The following is a 21,946-nucleotide window of genomic DNA, read 5'->3' as shown; positions in this document are numbered from 1 at the left end:
GGTGCCAGAGAACCACTATGAAAACTCGCTTACTTTCAGACACAAAAACCGCCATCCTCGAACCAATTGGCGCAGTCTCCTCTCTGCAAGACGCACTGGACTTCGTGTCTTCAGGCTATGGGTACAACTCCAATAAAATTCTTTTGCGCGCGGAGCAGTTGCCACCCGAGTTCTTCGAACTTCAAACGTGCTTTGCTGGTGAGTTCATCCAGAAGTTAGTTAACTACCGCTTCTACATAGCCGGGGTCTTTGGCGAAGTCGAAGTTTTTAGCGAGAGCTTTCGCGAGTATGTTGGCGAGGCACGCAGAGGCCGGCAGTTTAGATCGTTCGCCACTGAAGATGAAGCGATTTTATGGCTCGAGACTCAATAGCAACCGCAATGCCTGCTCCTAACTCTTTCATCGAGAGGGCTATGAATCAAGATTCACCAAAAATTTTTATATATTCTTTATTGCTGACACTGATCTGGATTTCGGCGAGTTTCTTAATTCTGTACTTTTCATCAGATGCATTGCTAATAGCATTAGCCACTCTTTTTGTAGTAGATTGCTTAATCATTATTCCAACTGTTTACGGCGTAAGTAAAAGGGTTAACGGCTTTTTCTGCGTAGTTACGTACCCAAAAATGCCTAACAAGTTACTTAATTTCGTTCCGGCCATAAAAAGCATGGTCTCCACGGGACTGCCTTCGCTGCGCTGCGGCAGCCCATTAGCAATGTGTTATAAATCACTCTAGCCTTGAGTGCTCGCATGTACTAAAATGTATTACAAACTAGTACAGGAGGGCGTTTCAATGGGTATTACAAGTATTCGGCTAGCAGATGACATAGATAAGCCACTTGAATTTTTAGCTAGCAAGCTAGATAGAAGTAAGAATTATATTATAAATCAAGCAATTAAAGAATTTTTGGCAAGGCAGTCCGTAGAGGAGTCTCGGTGGGCAGACACTCTGGAGGCTCTAGAGTCTATTAAAGCAGGTAAATCCATTGCTGAAGCAGATGTGAATGCCTGGCTAAACAGCTGGGGCACTGGTGAGCGCAAAGAGCCACCGAAATGATAGAGGTTGAATATTCCCCAGAGTCGATGAAAGACCTTCAACGGGTTGTCGAGTTTGTTGAGGTTAAGAATCCTTACGCCGCACGAAGAATCGCAATTGATCTTCAAGAAGGAATTTTCAAACTAAAGCAATTCCCTGAAATTGGCTTGCCGGTCATAAAAGCGCCTGATCCTGAAAAAATCCGAGATCTATATATTGGTGATTACACAGTCCGGTATTTAATCACCAGTGGTATTGTTTATATTTTGAGAGTTTGGCACAGCAAGGAAAATGAGAAAAATTTATAACAAAACAAAGCGGCGGATTCGCTATGCTCCCCGCTGTTTGTGGCGTTAATGTCCGCATCACGCTCAAAGCAGACGTGCTGTTCAACAAATCATAGTTGGCTATCGTGAAATTTACTTTATGCTAAACCCCGATAACTGACCTTTATCAGCTATCGGGGTGTGTCTGTTTAGCCCCCTATGCGTCCCCGCAGTCTATCCAGCGCTCTATCACGCAGATCGCCCAGTTGGGCATCCAGCAAGGATTCAATCTGTTCGCCCATGGCCTCGGTACTGGCTTGTTCCCGATCCAATAAACTCAACAACGATTGCTCATCATCTGCCGTATTGGGTAGGCGGGCATTGAATTTACTGCGTAAGTCTTGCTCATAACTGGCAAATTTGGCTTGTGCTTCGCCCATGATGGCATTGGCGACAATCCGATCAAGCGGTGAGCTGACACTGACGCTCGGCCGGCTGACGGTACCGGTGGCGTTAAGTTGGAATGGAATTTCGGCTTGTTGGTTCAACAACTGAGTCAGTTGCTGCACATAGCGATTATCACCACTGCTAAAGCTCGGGCCTTGCAGTATGACTGAGGCTTGCTGGCTCAGGCTGGTGCCTTGCAAGTTTAAGCCGCCACTTGAATTGAGTAGGGCTTGCTGCAGGCCAAAGCGAGTCGCTCCTTCACCAAACATCTGTTCGGCCAGTTGCAGACCACTTAATTGCCAGTTCACTTCACTTTGCAGTTGCTCAAAAATGGCGAAGTTTCCATCCAAGCTAAATTGTTGCAGCAACGGCAGCTGTTGTACATTTAGAGTGAAGCGGGTGGCAGCATCAATGATGTCGTGCTGGGCGGTGATATCCTGGATCTGTACATCAGCGGTGCCTCCACCAATCAACAGGCTCAAGTTGGCATTTTTGATCCAGAAGTTTGGATACGGTTGCTGTTTTAACGGCAGAATGCGACCGGGCAGTTCCATCGGTTCAGGTTGTTCTTCCAATCGTGACCCTTCAGGTAGATAAGGTGCTACCATTTGGTACAGGGTGTACAGTTGCTGCAACCGCTCGGCCCAAAGGTCGCCTAACAACAGTTGACTGATACCTGCCAAGCCACCATCGGCCAGATTGGCGTAAGACTGCAGCTGCTGCCAGTCGGCCTGAGTGGCATTGCGAAAATCCGTTGCCGCTGTTTGCAAGTTATCGCGACTTTGTTGCAGTTGCTGCTTTACCAGCTCGAGTTGCTGCTTGTCTTTTTGCAGCTCATCTTTCAGCTGCCTTAATTGCTCGGTTTTGGCAGCCAGGTCGGCCGCATCACGGATATCGCCATCGGTAATGGCTTTGATTTGCTGCTCGAGTTCACGTAGACGTTCACTGCTGGGCAACTGGTCACGCAATTGGCGTACTTGTTGTTGCTCGGTTTGCGCTAATTGTTTCAGTTGTTCGCCTTTGGCGACTGCGGTTAAGTTCGCCCGTGCCAGTAATTCATCGGCATCAGGTAGCTCTACCGCGAAGAAACTGGCTAAATCGAAATCACCTTCACCCGGCTCTGCCAGCTCTCCACGATAGACTTTGCCGGGCTTTTGGCGCTCACTGCCATAAGCCAGTTGCTCTACCGTCAAATCACTGATGACATAGTAGCCGAGTAGGGCAGGCCACAACTCTAGTTCAGCATTTGCCCGACTAAAGCTGACCACATTGTACTCAGGTTGTTTCGCATCGGTGACCTGCAGGTCTTGAATGGTCAACGACAGCGGGAAGAGACCAATGGAGACTTTATTGATATTTACTTCAGCACCGGCAGATTTTTCCAGACCATACACCAAGCCAATACGAGTGGCGGTGCCTGCAAACACATACACCAACAAAAAAATAGCTGCCAACAGACAGAGAAAAATCAACCAACCAGATTTACGGATCATGTCAGCACTCCTTTATTGCATGCGTTGATAGACTTGTGCCAGCTTGCTGGCTTTGAGCAGCTGCACAACTTTCCATTTATTCAAATGAGGCATTAATACATGGCGGTATTTCAGCACCAAACGAGTGGTCAGCCAGGCGATGGGAAACAGAATAATGACACTGAGTAAAAAGGCACCCAAAGTCAGGCTGTGGTGCAAATGAAGTAACTGCAGGGTTTCGCTGTTGCTGAGCAAGCTGAGCAACCAATCTTGCTGACCCCAACTCCAGCCCATTTGCTCTAACCGATCCGCCAACAGCCATAACAAAGCTTTGCTAAAGGCCCAGACCAATAAGAAGCTAGATAAGTTGATGGTGAATAAGCACACCACCAGCAAAATTATCAGGGTAAGCAAGCCAAAGGGCAAAATGCCAGCAATGACCCCTAACGCTACTGCCCAGCCTATTTGCCAGGGAGACGCTTCGGAATTAAGCACTTTGAGTATGCGTGCCAAAATGGTAAACATGGTTCACTCCTTAAACGACCAACCGCATGAAGATTAGATAATAAGCTTACCATAAAACCAGAAAATCACCGTTTAATACAGTGACAATCTGATGATAATTAGTATTTTATCTACAGCTATGGTTACAACAACCAAGCATAACTAAACTTAAGAAAAGCGCTACGCTGATCGCGTTTTAGATCATGGTGCTGATCGTCGGCGGTGGCGTTATCACCGTAGCCAACAAAAAACACCGTCTGTGGGTTCAACTGATACGAATACAGTACCTGGCTGGTTAAGTTACGTTGTCTGCCAGAAAAAACGCTCTGCCAAGCATCTTGATAGTTCGCCAGATTGTGGTCGATCTGGGTATAAATCAGCGCCAATCGTAAAAAACTGCGATTGTTAAACTGCCAGGTCAAGCGAAGGTCGGTCAGGTCGGCAGTAAAGACTTGCGCGGCTTGGTAGCGCATATCGGTGTGGGTATGGCGCCAGCGGATATCAAGGTGTTGATTGGCTGAATAACTGACATTGACGATGATCCGTTGCTGATCGGATAACCGCTCATTGGTCAGGTCCAACACCTCGGCCTCTTGCCAGAATAGGTACATGGACAAATCGCGGCGAGGCCGTATTTCGCCAAAAAAGTTCAGGCCGTATTCATCGAAACGCTCGGTGTTGCCAGCAATGGTTAGTATGGTTTGATCCTGACGATTGCCTACGCGCTGGCGAAAGAAGCTACCTAGCTCCAGAGTGCTGTTCATCTGGCCAGAGAGTACGGCATAGCTTTCAATTTCTTTCGACAAAAACTCGCCCGCAGCATTTTCGGTCATGAACACATGATTGAGTATGCGAAAGCGGTGAAAACGCTGTGGATTGTTGAAAAACCAAGTGTAATCACCGCCAATGGCCAGTTCTTGCCAATCGGTTTCTGGCATAAAACCGAGATCGGCGCGGAAATCTTCATTGCGGCTTTGGTAACGTGCATAGGCATGCCAGTTCCGTTGCTGATGCAGATAATTCAGCCGGTAGCCCTGGCCGCGTATCGGTTGGTCTGCTTGCACTCTAAGGGCTGCCTCGTCGCTAAGTTGAGAGGCTAATAGTTCCGGATACTCTGTCTCGGTTGCGACCCATTGCACCGTCAATGTATCGTGCGGGCTGATCCGCCAGTTGCTATCTGCTGATACCACCGTATTGCGATAATCGTTGGCACTGCGCTGAGTGATTAACGAGCCAAAGGTCAGGTCTGCATTGGCGGCATAACTGTAACTCAAGGCATGGTTGTGGCTGGAATCTGGTAACTGCGCAATGCGAGAACCCAAATTGCCAGGGATCAGCACAGTGGTTTGTTGATCATCGGTGCTAAATAAACCAAAGGTATGCTGTGCCATACGGCCGGTGAATTTGGCACCTGCATTCGGCTCGGCAATATTACGGGTATGCACCAGATTCCATGGAGTCGAAAAATAATCGGCATTTTCAGTAAAAAAGGGCCGCTTTTCAGCAAAGAACAAGCTGAACGGGTTGTTAATACTCAGCTCGACGGCATCGGCTTCGACCTGTGAGAAATCTGGATTCAGCGTTGCGTTTAGGGTCATATCCGGGCTAATGCCCCATTTGACATCCAAGCTGACATTGGTGTTGTTTTGGCTGCGCCAGTCGGCATCATGGCCGCGCGCACGCTGTTGCTCTATGCCAGCTACCAACGCAGGTGCGACGACTAATGAGCGGCTGTGCTCTGCAGAAGCAAAACCGGTAATTGGTGTCATCTGGCACACCATACAGCGATTACTGCGTTTAATGGGCGCGCTGGAAATACGCAGTTGCTGATCACGCGGTAAAAAACGGACCAACTCAAAAGCCATCTGTTTCAGACCTTGTGTGGTCGGCATGTTCAGGATATGCAATGGTATCGCCATTTCAACCCGATACCCTTGCTCGGTGATGCGGCCAAATGCTTCCCAGTGACCATCCCAGGCAGAGGATTCACTGCCGGTGACTGCATTTTCAATCGAATCGGCCTGACTGCCGAGCGGATTGACAAAAAACTGATAGGCAAGTTGCTGATTGCCATAGGTATCGAGCTTTAAACCGATGACATCATCGCCCCAGATCTGATCACGATTGCGATAGGCCGCTCTAATCTGTTTTGGGTTCGGGTCATGCGCTTCAAAAGCAACATACAGGGTCGTACCATCTTCAAATAGATAGCCCATGGTAAACACATCCGCTTTGCCTTCATCGATAGGAGCCGTCAGGTAGTGAATGGGGACTTGCATGGCTTGTTGCCACTGTGGCTCATCAAGGTTGCCGTCCAGCACCATCTCAGGCCCATCAGTGATCAATGGAATGTGCAGCAGCGGGCCGGGTGCAGCCTGAGATGAAGGTGCTGCCAGTAGCAGACTAACTGCAGTGGCAAATGCTAAAAAGCAGAGGAATTTCAAAGCGCTTTATTCCATGAGGGCAGAAAGTGGCGCTACTTTACCCGAGCTGTGAGGGGATGCCAACCGAGAGATGGAATTGTCCGACCATTGGCCATGTTTTTGCGTTAGGCTCATCTGTGTTAACGAGTGACTGGCGATGTGTCCACCACCAGTCATTGGTTACCGGGATAGTTCAGGCTGGATGCGTTGCAAATCAAACCATGCCGAGCGCAATAAAGCCAAAGAATGCCAGTATGGCTGCGATCAACGCGTAGGGGAATTGCGTCAGCGCATGGCTCATCAGGTCACAGCCGGAGCCTTGAGCCGCCAGTACCGTCGAGTCGCTGTAAAAACAGGCCTGGCTACCAAAAGAGCTGGCAGATAACAGGGCACCAATCACCAAAGGAATGTTGGCATCCACCGCGAGGGCAATCGGCATCACAATGGGGATCGACACGGCAAAAATACCCCAGGACGAGCCCGTCGCAAAGGCCAGTAGCGCCATGGCGACAAATACCAGGGCAGGCAGCATCTGAGCATTCATGTATGGGGCCAGATTGTCAATGACATACAACGGCAAGCCTAACTGATCACAGACATCTTTAAAGGTAAATGCAGCGATCACGGTGCAAATGGCAGGCAGCATGGTCTTAAAGCCGTGCATCATCTGATCCATCATTTCGTTAAACGGCATCAAGCGCTGGGCCATATAAAACGGTAGCGTCAGAACAAAGGTCAGGATTAAAGCAGGCCAAATTTCGGCTTCAAACCAAATGGTAAAGCCAACCAGCATCACCATGGGCAGGATAAAGTTGATCAGCTTGCCGTGTTTGCGATCGGCATGATCAAACTCTTCTTCCATTGCCTGCATGGCGAAGTCATCACCGGTATGGGTATCCTGCTGCGGTGCATCCTGTTGAACAGCACCACCACGAGCGGCTAATTCAGCTTTTTTCATCGGGCCAAGTAGCGGCACCACGCCCAGAATGACCAAGGGTACCATCAGCATTGCCAACCAGGCATACAGCATGTAGGGGATAGCCGAGATGTAGGTTCTAATGCCATTCGGATCGGTATCCGGTGCTACGCCATTAGCCACCAATAAACCACCGAAGAACACCGCCCAGGTAGAAATGGGTACGATGACGCACATTGGTGCTGCGGTAGAGTCGACCACATAGGCCAGCATTTCGCGCGAGACTTTGAATTTATCGGTGATGCGTTTCATGGTTTCACCGACGGTCAGCGCATTAAGGTAATCGTCGATAAAGATCAGCATGCCGAGAAAGTAAGTCATTAAGAGCGAAGGCTTACGGCCCTTAGCGTATTGCTGGGCGACCCGGCCAAAGGCAAAAGCGCCACCGGTATGCACCAGCAGGGCAATTAAGGCACCAAAGCCACCGACCACCAGAATTAACCAGCCAATGGTCTCGTCCAACATCACTCGCTCGGTGGTTTCAGCAAAGGTAAACAAGGTGTCGCGTGGGGAAATCAGCAACAAACCGGCTATTGCCCCCATCAAGAGTGCAAAAATAGGACGCTTTAGCCAGATGGCAATAATGAGCACCACAATGGGTGGGATCAGACTAATGGCGCTTGGCTCAACAACAGCCGCCTCAAGGGCAGCAGCCAAAGGATCAACAACCTCTTCGATTGCTTCTGCAGTGGTTTCCATGGACATAGGGCGTCTCTCACTATGGTTGTCGAAGGCCAATTTTACGCCGCAATCATAGCAAAAAAACACCGGCTGACAAGTGAAAAATTCTTGTCGCTGCCGGTGCTGTTGTTACCCAATAACTAGCCTGTTTTCAACGGCTTTAACTGCCGATGATACCGCCATCGTCTTTGGTGATCACCACGGTGGCAGAGCGGGGGCGCTTGGTTCCCCGATCCGGCCAGGTACTGCTGAAACTGAATGGGCCTGAGCCTTCACCGGGGTGCTGTATATTGACAAACATAGTCTTACAATCCGGTGTCATCACCACACCGGTGACTTCGCAGTCGACCGGGCCAACCAGAAAGCGTTTAATGTTGTGATTACTCACATCAGCGACCAGCATTTGGTTGTTACCAAATGGACCTGAGCGCATCTGGGAGCCTGACATATCGGTCTGGATCCACAGCAGGCCATTCGGATCGAACCAGAGTCCATCCGGTGAGGCATGATGATTTTGTTCCGACAACATTGCATTATGGTGAGGGGTGTAGGTATAGGCATCACCGGATAATAAGAAAATATCCCAGTTAAATGCATGTTGGTCAGCTTCCCGCCAGCGAATGATATGACCGCTGTGGTTATTTGCTCTGGGGTTGGCTGCATCCGTGGTGTGTCGGCGACTATTGTTGGTTAAGGTGAAGTACACTTCGTTAGTTTCAGGATGTACTGCACCCCATTCTGGCCGGTCCATTTTGGTGGCACCCAGCAGATCGGCTGCCAGACGCGTGTTGATCAGCACATCAGCCTGATCGCTAAACACTACGCCTGCGGCTTGAGCTTTGGCCTGAAACGCGTCGTTGTGAAAATCCAGTGGTAGCCATTCGCCACTGCCATCGTCGTTAAAGCGCGCGACATACAAGGTGCCTTCATCCAACAGATGCGGACCGGCCGTCGCTGGGTCATACAAACCGGCAGAAACGAATTTGTAGATATATTCAAACCGGGCATCGTCACCCGAGTAGGCGACCAGTGGTTTACCCGCTTCGGCTTTGGCAAAAATGATCCCTTCATGGGCAAAGCGGCCCATGGCTGTATGCTTGACCGGGGTATGGTCAGGGTTAAAAGGGTCTATCTCGACAATCCAGCCAAAATTGTTTGGCTCGTTACGATAGTCTTCTACTGCCGCTGTTCCAGCTGGTGTGGCATTAAAGCGGCTAATCTGATCATCGCTGCGGCCGGCCGTTTCCCAATGCAGAATACTATGCTCATCGGCAATGCTGTAGCGCCTGTGCTCGCGGGGCATATTTTGGTCATGGTTCACAAACAGCAAGGCCCAGTTTTCTTCACAGGTCAGGTAGGTGCCCCAGGGCGTAACGCCATGCGAGCAGTTATTCAGGGTGCCGCGGGTGCGGGTGCCATCCGGGCTGTACCTGGTCACCACTTTATCATGGCCACGAACCGGCCCGGTTAGCTCCATTGGCGTGCTACCAGTAATGCGTCGATTCAAGTGGCTGTCACGTACCAGTTGCCATTCACCGTTGCTTTGCTTTTTGATATGAGCAACTGAAACGCCATGAGCGGCCAGCTCTTTATGCACTTCTTCTGCAACTCTTGGCAGGCCTTTGCCACCAAAAGGGTGAAGCACATTGGGATCAACGTACTCATGGTTCATCACCAGCAAGCCCTCATTCGAGCTCTGGCCGCCTTGTTTTACATCGATGGGGAAAAAGTGCATGCCATCGTGATGCATGCCCACTTGTTTGGCTTGTTCATCCGCTGTATGGCTGGCATCGGCACGATAGTCAGGTGCATCCGCTGTTAGTGGGGTCCCCCAGGGCAAAAATACCTGAGTACGGTACCCTGCAGGCACAGTGATGGAATCAAAGCGGTTGATAGTGATGGCATCAAAGCCCAGCAATCCAGCCGGTTTTTTCATCATGGCAGTGCTGGACGCTTGGGAGGAGCAGCCCAACAAGCCTTGTCCGAGAAAACCAGATACCGCCAGAGCGACACTGCCTTGTAAAAACTTTCGCCGGTTCAGCCGGCTTGCCATGACTTCGGAAAACTCTGGGTTGCCAGAAAAATTGGCCAATGGCTCTTCGCCAGATAGATCGAATTGTTGATGGTCGGTGGGCTTGGTCATCACTAAATACCTGTTTTCTAAATGTGGCGGTGCAGTCTGATCTGCACTGAAAAACCATGAATGCTAGCGCCAGTCTATGACATTGCGATGACAATTGCAGACAAAAAAACGGCAGCCGTGGCTGCCGTTGATGAATGTGCTAAAGCCATACTTACAGCGCAGCAATTTCCTCGTGCTGCGTTTGTAATTTACTGAGGCTTAGTTTCAGCTCAGCTTGTTTGGCTTTTTCTTTTTCCAGCACAGCTTCTGGTGCGTTGCTGACAAACTTTTCATTACTCAGCTTGCCATCGACCCGGGCCAGTTCTTGCTTGGCTTTTTCCATTTGCTTCGTAATACGAGCCAGTTCGGCGTCTTTGTCGATGAGGCCAGCCATCGGGATCAGCACGTCCATGGCGCCGACTTGCTGCGCGGCACAGGCCGGAGCTTTATCGTTGCTGCTTAGCACCGTAATGCTATCGAGCTTTGCCATCACTTGCAGGAAGTTACGATTTTGCTCTAAGCGGCGAAGTTCATCGCTGCTGATGTTGCGCAGCAATATATCAAGTGGCTTGCCGGGGGAGATATTCATCTCGCCGCGAATGGTCCGTACCGCCAGAATGACTTGTTTTAGCCATTCTAAATCCTGCAACGCTGTTTCATTGGTTTCATCCGCCTGATACTCCGGGTAGGGCTGCAGCATGATGCTGTCGCCTTGCACGCCTGCCAGAGGAGCCACTTGCTGCCAGATGGTTTCTGTCATAAACGGCATGATCGGGTGCATTAAGCGCAATAAGCTTTCCAACACCGTCACCAGGGTATGGCGGGTACCTCGTTGCGCGGCAGCATCGCCCTGTTGCAGCCCTGGCTTGGTTAATTCCAAGTACCAATCGCAGAACTGATTCCAGGTAAACTCATACAATGCATTGGCGGCCATATCGAAGCGGTAGTTATCCATGGCTTGCCGTACGGTTTTGACCGTGTGCTGATACTGCGTCAGGATCCAGTGATCCGCCAGCGACAGGGTCATGTCACCACCTTGTTGGCCACAATCCTGCTGCTCGGTATTCATCAGCACATAGCGGCTGGCATTCCATAGCTTGTTGCAAAAATTACGGTAGCCTTCCAGTCGTTTCATGTCCCAGTTGATATCTCGGCCCGTCGAGGCCAGTGCTGCCAGAGTAAAGCGCAGCGCATCGGTACCACAGGCATTGATCCCTTCCGGGAACTGGGTCTTGGTTTGCTTGGCAATTTTTTCGGCTAATTTTGGCTGCATCATATTGCTGGTGCGTTTGGCCAGCAGGGCATCCAGCTCAATGCCATCAATCAGATCAAGTGGATCGATGACATTGCCTTTGGACTTTGACATCTTGTCGCCGTTCTCATCGCGAATTAACCCGGTAACATAGACGGTTTTAAACGGTATCTGAGGCTTGCCGTGCTCATCTTTTAACAGATGCATGGTCATCATGATCATGCGAGCCACCCAGAAGAAGATGATATCAAAGCCAGTCACCAACACATTGGTCGGGTGAAAACGAGCCAGCTCGGGCGTTTGCTCCGGCCAACCCAGCGTTGAGAAGGTCCACAGACCAGAGCTAAACCAGGTGTCCAGTACGTCTTCATCCTGACGCAGCGCCACGCTGTCATTAATACCATGCTTACTGCGAACTTCCTGTTCGTTGCGGCCAACATAGACGTTGCCATGATCGTCGTACCAAGCGGGAATACGATGGCCCCACCACAACTGACGGGAAATGCACCAGTCCTGAATATCGCGCATCCAGCTGAAGTACATGTTCTCGTACTGCTTTGGCACAAACTCAATGTCACCGTTTTCAACGGCTTCAATGGCCGTTTTTGCCAGTGGGGCGGTACGGACGTACCACTGATCGGTCAGTAAAGGCTCTATCACCACGCCGCTACGATCGCCATAGGGCAGGGTATTGGTGTGTGCTTCCACTTTATCGAGCAAGCCAGCAGTATCGAACGCGGCGACAATGGCTTTGCGGGCGGCGAAACGATCCAAGCCTTGATACTCGCTCGGGATAGACGCTTGCTGCTCAGAGTTGACTTCGCCATTGCTGTGGAAGCACTCACCATCACTACGAATGGTAGCGTCCAGTGTCATCACGTTGATCATCGGTAGCTGATGGCGTTTACCCACCTCGTAATCGTTAAAATCGTGTGCCGGGGTGATTTTTACGCAGCCACTGCCTTTTTCCATATCGGCATGATCATCGGCGATGATCGGAATGCGACGATTCACTAATGGCAGCAGCACTTCTTTGCCAATCAAGGCCTGATAACGCGGATCTTTGGCGTTGACGGCCACGGCAGAATCGCCCAGCATGGTTTCTGGTCGGGTAGTAGCCACGACAAGGTAGCTCTTGCCCTCGGCAGTGGTGACGCCATCAGCCAGCGGATAGCGCAAATGCCAGAAATGACCATTTTGATCTTTGTTTTCTACTTCCAGATCAGAAATGGCGGTATGCAGCTTTGGATCCCAGTTAACCAGACGTTTGCCACGGTAAATTAAGTCGTCTTGATACAGCCGGACAAACACCTCTTGCACGGCATTGGAGAGCCCTTCATCCATGGTAAAACGTTCACGCTGCCAGTCGACTGAGTTACCAAGGCGACGCATCTGGTCGCTAATAGTCCCGCCGGACTCGGCTTTCCACTGCCAGATTTTATCAATAAAAGCATCGCGGCCCAAAGCATGGCGATCGGGCTGGCCTTCAGCGGCCAATTTACGCTCTACCACCATTTGGGTAGCAATACCGGCATGATCAGAGCCAACCTGCCATAAGGTATTCTTGCCTTGCATACGCTGATAGCGGGTCAATGCATCCATAATGGTGTGCTGAAAGGCATGTCCCATGTGCAGGCTGCCGGTGACATTTGGTGGTGGGATCATGATGCAGTAGTTGTCTTTGCTATCGTCCGCACCGGCTGTAAAGTAGCCTTTGCTTTCCCAGGCTTGATACATTGCCTGCTCTATTTCGCTTGGATTAAAGGTTTTTTCCATGGTGTAGGTGTACCCTGTGGCTCAGTCGGCGTTCAGCATTTGTGGTGTGAAGCCTAACTGGCGATAGTGTTTATATCGGGTCCGTGCTGCCGCTTTTAAGTCGGTGTCAGCCGGAACAAACTCAATGACGTGCGCATAGCGCTGAGCAAACTCAGGCACAGTGCGGCTTAGGTTAATCAACACCGAGCGGGCCTGACGTGAGGCTTGCCAGTTGATCTCAACGGGCGCACCACGGCTTGGGCCTTCGCCAGGCAAATTATGTGGGATAAAGCGATCTGGCTCAAACTGCCATAACCACTCATCCAATTGCAAAGCGGTGGCTTCGTCGTCTGTCAGCATCAGCACCCTTTGTTGCTGGCGATAATGCTCGGCACACAGCTGACAGGCAAGCTGCCAATGCGCCGGAATGGCGGATGGCTTTGGTTCAGCCACGTTCGTTTCCGGCTCGGGCAGCAAGTAAAAACTAATGTGCACGTTAATCCTGATCCTGACCGCAGCGATGCAGCATAAATTGGGTCAGCATTGGCACCGGACGACCGGTTGAGCCTTTATCTTTGCCACCACTGCGCCAGGCCGTACCGGCAATATCCAGATGCGCCCAATGGTACTTACGGGTAAAGCGCGATAAGAAACAAGCTGCCGTGATCGTACCTGCTGCACGGCCACCTAAGTTGGTAAAGTCAGCAAAAGGGCTTTCCAATTGCTCCTGGTAATCATCCCATAGCGGCAAGCGCCAGGCTCGATCACCACTGCTATCGGAGGCATTAAGCAGCTCGTGGGCCAGTGGGTTATGATTACTCAGCATGCCTGTCGCATGCTTACCAAGGGCAACGATGCAGGCGCCGGTCAGAGTGGCAACATCAATCACCACATCGGGATCAAAGCGTTCGACATAGGTCAGGGCATCACACAACACCAAGCGACCTTCCGCATCGGTATTCAGTACTTCCACCGTTTGGCCTGACATGGTGGTGAGGATATCACCCGGCCGGTACGCATTGGCATCCGGCATGTTTTCAGCAGCTGCCAGCACAGCGATAACATTGAGCGGCAACTGCAAATCGACCAGCGATTTCATCGCACCCAGAACGGCAGCAGCACCACCCATGTCGTATTTCATTTCATCCATACCATCGCCAGGCTTAAGACTGATGCCGCCTGAATCGAAGGTTAAGCCTTTACCTACCAACACCACCGGCGCGCTGTTATCTGCAGCGCCTTGATAATGGATCACGGTCATTCGTGGTTCATTGACGGAGCCTTTACCGACCGCCAGATAAGCGTTCATGCCGAGTTCGGATAATTCCTGTGGCCCTAACACCTCGACCTTGACCTTGCTGTTGTTGCTTGCCAATTGCTGCCCTTGCTCGGCCAAATAGGCCGGCGTACAGATATTGGGCGGCATATTGCCGACGTCTTTACACAGTTTGGCACCAGCGGCGACAGCCAGGCCATGCTCTACCGCTTTTTCACCAATGGTCAGGTCACGGCGGGTAGGCACATTAAACACCATTTTACGCAGCGGGCGACGTGTCTCGTCTTTTTTGCTTTTCAGCTGATCAAACACATAGAGGGAGTCCTGGGTCGTTTCTACCGCATGGCGGACTTTCCAATAGGTATCGCGCCCTTTGACATGCAGTTCGGACAAGAAGCAAACGGCTTCCATCGAGCCGGTCTCATTCAGGGTGCTGATGGTTTTGGCGATGATTTGGCGATACTGGCGCTCGTCCAGCTCGCGCTCTTTGCCACAACCGACCAGCAGAACCCGCTCGCTTAAGACATTAGGAACATGGTGCAGCAATAGCATCTGGCCTGGCTTACCTTCCAGATCACCGCGTCGTAATAAGTTGCTGATGTAGCCTTCGCTTATTTTATCCAGCTGCTCAGCTACGGCGGATAAACGGCGAGGTTCGTACACACCGACTACGATGCAAGCACTGCGCTGTTTTTCCGGGCTGCCACTTTTGACACTGAACTCCATGCTAACTCCTGGTTCTAATGAGGTCGACACAGGCTACCGCGACTAATAAATGCAAAGGAACTTGGAAAAAAGCTCGGATTTTGCGGCGCTTTCGTCGATAATAATTGTTATAAACAGCAAGTTTACTCAAAAACGGCCGAGGTTTCAGCAAAAAGACCGGTTTTCAGGGGGCATTTTTTGATTATTTTTCGTTATCTGATCGCTGAGGTGGTAAAAGCACAGTTGGCGGTTTTCGTGATCCTGATGACTATCATCATGAGCCAGCGTTTTGTACGCATTCTGGCCGATGCCTCCGAAGGGGATCTCCCCGCGCAGTTGGTGCTGACGATGGTGGGGTTAAAGCTGCCTCAGTTGGCGCTGATCATCCTGCCTCTGAGTGCTTTTTTGGGTATTTTTGTTGCGCTAGGGCGTATTTATGCCGACAGCGAAATGACCATTCTTCACGCCACTGGCGTCAGTGAGCGCAAAATTACTGGTTATGTTCTTGGCTGGTCTGTGCTGTTGGCACTTGGAGCTGCCTGGGTCAGTATGGCGTTGAGCCCATGGTCGATGGAACGTGAATACCAAGTGATGGAACGAGTCGAAAGCGATGTTGGTTTGTATTCACTGGTACCTGGCCGTTTTCAGCAAACATCCAATGAGCGAGCCGTATTGTTTGTACATGACATCGGTCGCGGCAGTGGTGAACTGTCCAAAGTGTTTGTTGCGCAGAGCGAAATGAAAGATGGCAAGCTGCATCATTCTATTGTTTATGCCCAAAGTGGCGCTGTGCTGGACGATCCGTCGGGTGCGCAACGCTTGGTACTGGAAAAAGGCCGGCGTTATTCCGGTCAGATCCAACAGCCGCCTTTTGAAGTGATCGAGTTCGGCCGCTATCAATTGCAAATTCGTGAGCAGGAAGTAGAGCATCGTCGCCGCAAGCTGAGCAGCTTATCAACCGTTGAATTATTGCAGCAACAACACGATCCGGAAGCTATCGCTGAGTGGCACTGGCGGATGGCGATCCCATTGTCCATTGTATTGCTGGCCATGATTGCGGTGCCATTGAGCCGGGTCAACCCACGACAAGGTAAGTTTGGCCGCTTACTACCTGCACTTGGCTTGTATCTGGGTTATTACATGCTGTTGATAGTTACCCGATCGGCACTGGAAAATGGCCAGCTACCCGGTTGGCTTGGCATGTGGTGGATCCACCTGAGTGCATTACTGATGGGGTTGGGATTGCTGCTGCAGCAACATCCGGTGATGCGCCGCTTGCAGCGTCGGCTGAAAGCCGGAGGTGCCGCATGATCCGTATTCTTGACCTATACATCGGCAAAAGTATCGCGATGGCAACGGCACTGACGTTGGTGGTGCTGATGATCCTGTCAGGTCTATTTCGTTTTCTGGATCAGCTGCGCGCTATTGGTCGTGGCGATTACGACAGCCTGCATGCGGTATTGTTTAGTCTGTACAGCATGCCAGGCGATCTGGTGCTCTTTTTCCCGATGGCAGCCTTGATTGGTGGCTTGGTTGGTTTGGGCTTACTGGCCAGCAATAGCGAGCTGGTGGTGATGCAGGCGGCCGGACTGTCTCGGTTGAATATTATCAATGCGGTGATGAAAACCGCTGTGGTGATGATGCTGCTGGTGATGGCTTTGGCCGAGTGGGGCGCGCCGGTGACTGATCGTACAGCGCGAGAACTGCGGATTAAGGCCATTTCAGGGGGCAACCTTTTCGCGGCACAACAAGGCATTTGGGCCAAAGATGGCGATGATTTTGTCAATATCAAAGAAGTTAAAGACAGTGGTGACTTAGCCGGTGTGGCGATTTATGAGTTTAGTGACGATTTACGACTTGAAGCTATTATTTATGCGGACTCGGCTGGGTTTCAACAGGATGTTTGGAAGCTGCGCGATGTTAGCCGGTTGCATTTTCATGGAGATCGCATCGAGCGCCACACTTGGGAGGAGCAGCGCTGGCGCTCCACTCTCACGCCCGATAAGCTTGGCGTGGTGGCGATAAAACCGGAAATGTTGTCGCTAAGGGGCTTGCACGATTATCTTGATTACTTACGAGCCAATCAGCAAGATACCAGCCGTTACGAGCTGGCATTTTGGCGCAAAGTCACTCAGCCGCTCACGATTATCGCCATGCTACTGATGGCACTGTCCTTTATTTTTGGCCCCTTACGCAGTGTTACCATGGCAGCCCGGGGCTTGATGGGCGTGGTGACTGGTTTTGCGTTTTACATGAGCAATGAAGTCTTTGGCCCCATTGCCATTGTCTACCAAATGCCACCGCTGTTGGGTGCCGTATTACCCAGCCTGTTGTTTATTGTGCTGGCGATTTATTTAATGCGTAAAAAAGTTTAACGTGCTGTTTTATAAAGATTCAGCTGTTTGCTTTGCTCTTTGCTGATCAGCACCATTTGGGTGTTGGTCAGTTGGTCCTGCAATGCCAACCCTTTGCCCCAGCGAATAAATAACCAGAAATTCCCAAGGCCTGCAAAGGCCAATAATGCACGTAATACGGCCTGTTGCAGCGTAATTTTCTGGCCATTTTGTTGCAGCAGCAGTAAACGCCAGGCTCGCATGCCCAGTGTCTGGCCAGCCCGAACCCAGAAGTAGGCATAAAACCCTACGGCAGCGGAAAGCAGATAAGCGAAATATAGCCAGCGCTGCAAGCTCTGACTGAAAAAGTCTGCGGTATCTTCGTATTGAGTTAAATCGATGAGTTGCAGAATATCCAGGCCATGCACCAGCATAAAAGCCAGACCAGCAGCTGCCATTATCACGGCGCACAACACCAGTACATCATAAATAATAGCGGATAAACGACGAGCAAATCCCGCCCGTGGAGCTGAAGCGTACATGAACATCACCCAGATCAATGAATGCCGCGAGTGTAGCACAGCGATAAAATCTTGCGAAGCACCCCTGCGGTTACGTTCAGCCCTTTCGTCAGGATCTATAAAGGCTTATCAGAGCTTTCTGCTGGTTTATTGATATGCAAGCGGCGGCGAAACCATAGCAATAATAAGATCACGCTGGTAATCACCACAGGTACACTCAAGCTCTGCCACAGTCCAACATTCAGTTCAGGCCACCAGAACAGCAATGCTTCAAAGCCATGTTTACTCAGCTGTAAAGCGTAGTAACTAATGGCGACTACCGACAGGCTTTCCACCATGGTTTGTAATTTGAGCTGTAATTGCGCTCGTTTATCCATCGAGGCCAGTAACCGTTGATTATGCTCTTCTAACTTTAAGCTGATGCGGGTACGAAGTAGTTCGGTCGAGCGTCCAAGACGGTTGGATAAAGCATTTTGCCGAAATACCACCGACTCGCTGGTGCGAACTGCCGGCGTCAATCGACGTTCGGTAAAGTCCTGCAAGGACATCATGCCGTCGATGGGCGTTTCGTTCAGGCTTTTAATCCGATCCAGCGCCAGCTGGTAATAGGCACTGTTTGCTTGCAAGCGGGAGCTGTTTTCCGCAATTAAATGCTCTGTTTGTGCGGCCATGCTGGTAATTTCATCCAGCAATGACTCATCGTTGCCGCGCTCTTGTTCAACCCGTTGCGTCAGGTACGACAACTGTTGTTCCAGCTCATTCAGCTGGCTCATGGCCTTACGGACTTGTGGCCAACCGAGCAAGGATAATTTCCGGTAATTGCCCAGATCAAACAACTGCTGTACTAAGCGTCCAAGGCCGGCAGGGCTCAGGCCATTGTCCTGCATCAACATACGACCTGCCCCCTCCGCATGCTTTTGAAAATCAGTCCAGATACGGGCTTTTTTATCCGCCAGGAAACTGCTGATGCAGTGATCCGGGTTAAACAGAGCGGCACAGTCACCATCCGAAGCCATATCGTCAGTAGAAACAATGCTGAGCTGGATCACCCGAAACACCTGACCCGGAATAGGATCAAACCAATTGCTAGCGGGTAAAAAATCCAACGGATCATCAAACCATGTTTTGCCGATCCCCGGTTTGATCAGGGTATAGCTGGAAAACTCTCCGTGCTTTTCCCAGCGTAAGGTACCGCCAAACAGCGGCAGATTGATGTCGTTGTCGGTTTCTTTTAAAGGACTGCCTTGTTGAGACGCTAAGGCTTGCATCACCTGAAACTCTTCGCTTCGGCTGCTGGGGCTGACGGTCAGTACAAACTGACACAAGCGACAGGGAGCGGTTAACGCTGGGAAGGTTCGTTGCCGTAGTTCTTGGTCCAGCGCATCGCGCAGCGGGTGATTGCGTTTATGAAAACGGGTCATCGTTATGCTCCTTACAGGAAAAGGAAAAGGGAAGTTGAGCATCAAACCTGTTGCACCAATGCAGCAGAATGCATGCCACTTTATCTGTAATTTCATGCCGGGTTCACCAGAGCGCATTATGCAGACGTTGTATGGCAACAAGGCGATCAGGGTATGACGAAAGGATGAACGGTATCGGCTATTATAAGGGGTAGGATTGCACAGCCACAAGGCAAATTGACCTGCGGTAGTGCAGGGCGAAGAGTGCTTTGGTCAGTGGCCATGAATGATTAATCACGACGAAAGCCACTGACCCGGATCAGCTCAATATCAAATACCAGAAAACTAAAAGGCGGCACTCCGGGCACTCCGGGCACCCCATGAGCGCCATAAGCCAACTCAGGTGGGATATGCAAACGGGCGGTACCACCTTCGCGCATCAACTGCAAGCCTTCCTGCCAGCCTGAGATGACCTGATGCAGAATAAACTCCAGTGGCTCATCCGGCGCCAGCTGTTTATCAAAGGTCTGCCCGGTCAGCAAACGGCCATGGTAATAAACCTGTACCGAGCTTAACTCCGATGGCCGAGCGCCAGTACCAGCCGTGATCTCCTGATAACCCAAGCCAGAGGCGGTGACAAGCACCTCCGGGTGCGCCAGCATATCGGCAACATGCTGCTGATTTAGCTCAAGACGTTCAGCCACGCTAAGCGTAGTGGCGGATAGTAGGCTGGGGAAAAGAAAAATAGTAAATAATATCAGCAGTTGAAAAAAGGATTTCATAGGTATCGATAGCAAGATATTTAACAGACGATGAGTATAAAGGATTCTCTGCGGTGTTCAATTGCTGCTGCAAAAAGCAGCAGCTGATTGAAACTGTCATAATTTCGCTTGCACCTGTGCAATGGATTCGTATAATGCAAGGGCAAATCAACATCCCCCATGCCTGGGTGGCGAAATTGGTAGACGCAGTGGATTCAAAATCCACCGTTGGAAACAACGTGTCGGTTCGAGTCCGACCCTAGGCACCATATTTTTCAATAGCTTATCTGCATATTAGTACTTTCATTTTATTTCCAAGTATCTTTTCTTATTTCAGAGCGTGTCATCACGAAGGCATCATTGCTCGATAAAACCGCGACCAACAAATCGTATAAGTTTTCCGGCTTCGCTTAAAACTGTGTTTCCATCTAATAAAATTTTAATTTCGTTGACAATGGTGTAAAAATGCAAGGGCATTATGTACACATTAAAGCTTGCCTTCTATTAAATGGTCTTTTATTTTAGTGACTTAGTAATATAGAAAGCGACGGAACCGGAGTTTTTCAAGGTAGCTGTCCGATCTTTTCGATTTTCGGATCCATAATCGGAACTTGGTTTTTTAAATTAAATATTAACAATGATTTACATTGCTTTGTGCCGAATATATTAAAGTGAGTTTTCGAGCTGGCTTATGAATATAATGTTAGGATCACTATAGGTTTGGGAGAAAACATGGGCGCTGAAAATCCAGAAAACGTAGTTCAGGTTACCTTGCAAAATAATGTATCTGCTTTTGAATCCATTTATGAGAAGTCTTGGGACAAGAGAGAAGACCTGGCCAAGCTGCTAATAACGTTGTCATCAACATTCATTGTAGCCGTTGCTTCAATCATGAAGCTGTTCTATCCAAATAATGTGATTCCTGGTCAGTTTATGTTGTTTCTTGTTCTACTTATGATTCCTGTGTTCCTTGGGTGCTTGTCCCTCTGGTACCTTGCTGAACTCAGAAGCTTGAAAGTGTCTGCATTTGAGAAACGGCATAGGTCAAAAGAAGTTTATGACGCTACTTTTGCAGACGTGGAGCCCACAATCAAACCATTTACCGAGTTAGTTTTCGAAGTCCTTGAGCCAGCACGTGGTAAGCATCGACACCTAGGAAGAGTTCTTACTTCTGGTTACCTGACGTTTTTCGGTACGTTATCCATACTCGGAATAGGCTTGCTTCTGGATGCATATTGTTCCTAACAATCGGCTGCAAGGCGATCTATTTCCCGCCGCTACGCGGCTCCAAACCGGCGCGTGAGCCGGGCGTTAGACCTCTTGGGAGGGTTATGCGAACCATCGTTAAAGAGTTCATAGATGGCGACTCAGTCAAAAGATTGGCGATTTTTTCTGACATCGCCACCATCACTAGCGTGATTCTTGCTTCGCTTCTGATTCCGGCGTTCTCTTTGGCTTCGACGGGTCTCAGCTTCTCATCGATAGCTTCGATCTCTGTAACTGTCCTAATTGTAGTAGCTATCTCATCCATCCTGCTTGCGGCCTTTTTGTCGGTCGATTCATGGCTGGCTGGTCGGCGACGCTATGCACCTCTGTTCCGCATTACACTGTGGTGTATTGCGACTGCAGTTGCAATCCTTATAACTGCATTCATTCACGACATCATGACCAATACTTACTGGACGTGAGGCCTAATAATTCATTCAAGTTGACACCGCTTCGCGGCGCGGCTTTCCGCGCTAAATTTGGGCTTTATGTGTAGGGTGATCGAGCAATGACGGTAGCGTTTTTTTCATTTTTCGGAATCATACCATTGCTTCATTGGAAAATTGCACTATCGGTGTTAGCGTCAATTTTCTTGACGGATTGAATAGCCTACAAAATTGATTCACTTGAGGAAGTTATTAAGGCCAACGTTTGCTAGTGACGCTTTCCAAGCATCAGAGCTTTTTAAGTGACCTCAACTCCTTTGTGGTTGGCCCTTTTAATATTTACTTCAAAGTTGGTGTGATATAC

18 protein-coding genes and 1 tRNA gene are annotated in these 21,946 nt (G+C 50.0%); 8 read left to right on the top strand and 11 right to left on the bottom strand.

Annotation, left to right across the window (positions count from 1 at the left end; genetic code table 11):
• From Q3O60_RS17065 to Q3O60_RS17055, 3 genes are all read left to right on the top strand, one after another.
• Window positions 1–371, top strand: a 371-nt coding sequence (locus Q3O60_RS17065) for a DUF4180 domain-containing protein (RefSeq protein ID WP_305895141.1), incomplete at its 5' end; no start/stop codon positions are given.
• Window positions 372–793: 422 nt separating this feature from the next.
• On the top strand, window positions 794–1,057 hold the full coding sequence (locus Q3O60_RS17060; RefSeq protein WP_305895140.1) for a CopG family ribbon-helix-helix protein: 264 nt from the start codon (window positions 794–796) through the stop codon (window positions 1,055–1,057).
• A complete protein-coding gene (locus Q3O60_RS17055; protein WP_305895139.1) occupies window positions 1,054–1,344 on the top strand; it encodes a type II toxin-antitoxin system RelE/ParE family toxin in 291 nt (96 codons plus the stop codon). Before Q3O60_RS17060 ends, Q3O60_RS17055 begins: the two co-directional genes overlap by 4 nt.
• Window positions 1,345–1,511: 167 nt before the next feature.
• Here the strand turns inward: Q3O60_RS17055 and Q3O60_RS17050 are convergent, their stop codons facing one another.
• The 8 genes from Q3O60_RS17050 to pepA form a co-directional block, all read right to left on the bottom strand.
• The gene (locus tag Q3O60_RS17050; protein WP_305895138.1) at window positions 1,512–3,242 is read right to left on the bottom strand and encodes a TIGR03545 family protein; all 1,731 of its coding nucleotides are present in this window, start codon (window positions 3,240–3,242) and stop codon (window positions 1,512–1,514) included.
• 12 nt (window positions 3,243–3,254) lie between these two features.
• Window positions 3,255–3,746 carry a TIGR03546 family protein gene (locus tag Q3O60_RS17045; RefSeq protein ID WP_305895137.1) on the bottom strand — a complete coding sequence of 164 codons (492 nt, stop codon included), beginning with the start codon at window positions 3,744–3,746 and terminating at the stop codon, window positions 3,255–3,257.
• 122 nt (window positions 3,747–3,868) lie between these two features.
• Complete coding sequence (locus Q3O60_RS17040) at window positions 3,869–6,169, bottom strand: DUF5916 domain-containing protein (protein ID WP_305895136.1); 2,301 nt, start codon at window positions 6,167–6,169, stop codon at window positions 3,869–3,871.
• A gap of 193 nt (window positions 6,170–6,362) precedes the next feature.
• Window positions 6,363–7,829, bottom strand: a complete 1,467-nt coding sequence (locus Q3O60_RS17035; protein WP_305895135.1) for a Na+/H+ antiporter NhaC family protein — start codon at window positions 7,827–7,829, stop codon at window positions 6,363–6,365.
• A gap of 136 nt (window positions 7,830–7,965) precedes the next feature.
• A complete protein-coding gene (locus Q3O60_RS17030; protein WP_305895134.1) occupies window positions 7,966–9,948 on the bottom strand; it encodes a PhoX family protein in 1,983 nt (660 codons plus the stop codon).
• A 151-nt stretch (window positions 9,949–10,099) separates the two neighbouring features.
• Window positions 10,100–12,955, bottom strand: a complete 2,856-nt coding sequence (locus Q3O60_RS17025; protein WP_305895133.1) for a valine--tRNA ligase — start codon at window positions 12,953–12,955, stop codon at window positions 10,100–10,102.
• Window positions 12,956–12,976: 21 nt separating this feature from the next.
• Entirely contained in the window at window positions 12,977–13,429 is a 453-nt protein-coding gene (locus Q3O60_RS17020; RefSeq protein ID WP_305895132.1) for a DNA polymerase III subunit chi, read from the bottom strand.
• A gap of 1 nt (window position 13,430) precedes the next feature.
• Window positions 13,431–14,936, bottom strand: coding sequence for a leucyl aminopeptidase (pepA, locus tag Q3O60_RS17015; RefSeq protein WP_305895131.1), 1,506 nt, complete (start codon window positions 14,934–14,936; stop codon window positions 13,431–13,433).
• Between the two features lie 177 nt (window positions 14,937–15,113).
• Between pepA and lptF the strand changes: the two genes are divergently transcribed.
• Entirely contained in the window at window positions 15,114–16,226 is a 1,113-nt protein-coding gene (gene lptF / locus Q3O60_RS17010) for an LPS export ABC transporter permease LptF (protein ID WP_305895130.1), read from the top strand.
• The gene (lptG, locus tag Q3O60_RS17005; RefSeq protein ID WP_305895129.1) at window positions 16,223–17,290 is read left to right on the top strand and encodes an LPS export ABC transporter permease LptG; all 1,068 of its coding nucleotides are present in this window, start codon (window positions 16,223–16,225) and stop codon (window positions 17,288–17,290) included. Before lptF ends, lptG begins: the two co-directional genes overlap by 4 nt.
• On the opposite strand, the gene Q3O60_RS17000 is transcribed toward lptG, so the two are convergent.
• From Q3O60_RS17000 to Q3O60_RS16990, 3 genes are all read right to left on the bottom strand, one after another.
• Window positions 17,287–17,790 (bottom strand): RDD family protein, encoded by a 504-nt coding sequence (locus tag Q3O60_RS17000; protein ID WP_305895128.1) that lies wholly within the window; start codon window positions 17,788–17,790, stop codon window positions 17,287–17,289. The two genes, lptG and Q3O60_RS17000, sit on opposite strands and share 4 nt — an antisense overlap.
• Before the next feature lie 95 nt (window positions 17,791–17,885).
• The gene (locus Q3O60_RS16995) at window positions 17,886–19,190 is read right to left on the bottom strand and encodes a DUF3422 family protein (RefSeq protein ID WP_305895127.1); all 1,305 of its coding nucleotides are present in this window, start codon (window positions 19,188–19,190) and stop codon (window positions 17,886–17,888) included.
• 269 nt (window positions 19,191–19,459) lie between these two features.
• Complete coding sequence (locus Q3O60_RS16990) at window positions 19,460–19,951, bottom strand: FKBP-type peptidyl-prolyl cis-trans isomerase (protein ID WP_305895126.1); 492 nt, start codon at window positions 19,949–19,951, stop codon at window positions 19,460–19,462.
• Window positions 19,952–20,112: 161 nt separating this feature from the next.
• Here Q3O60_RS16990 and Q3O60_RS16985 point away from each other — a divergent pair.
• The 3 genes from Q3O60_RS16985 to Q3O60_RS16975 all read left to right on the top strand — a co-directional run bounded on the left by Q3O60_RS16985 (window position 20,113) and on the right by Q3O60_RS16975 (window position 21,618).
• Window positions 20,113–20,199 (top strand) — tRNA-Leu (locus tag Q3O60_RS16985).
• 463 nt (window positions 20,200–20,662) lie between these two features.
• Window positions 20,663–21,175, top strand: coding sequence for a hypothetical protein (locus Q3O60_RS16980; RefSeq protein WP_305895125.1), 513 nt, complete (start codon window positions 20,663–20,665; stop codon window positions 21,173–21,175).
• An 86-nt stretch (window positions 21,176–21,261) separates the two neighbouring features.
• The gene (locus Q3O60_RS16975) at window positions 21,262–21,618 is read left to right on the top strand and encodes a hypothetical protein (RefSeq protein WP_305895124.1); all 357 of its coding nucleotides are present in this window, start codon (window positions 21,262–21,264) and stop codon (window positions 21,616–21,618) included.
• Window positions 21,619–21,946: the final 328 nt, after the last annotated feature.

The organism is Alkalimonas collagenimarina (genome assembly GCF_030717845.1).
Lineage (GTDB): Bacteria > Pseudomonadota > Gammaproteobacteria > Enterobacterales > Alteromonadaceae > Alkalimonas > Alkalimonas collagenimarina.
The sequence above is the reverse complement of the archived record's forward strand: the minus strand, read 5'-3'. Positions and strand labels throughout refer to the sequence as shown.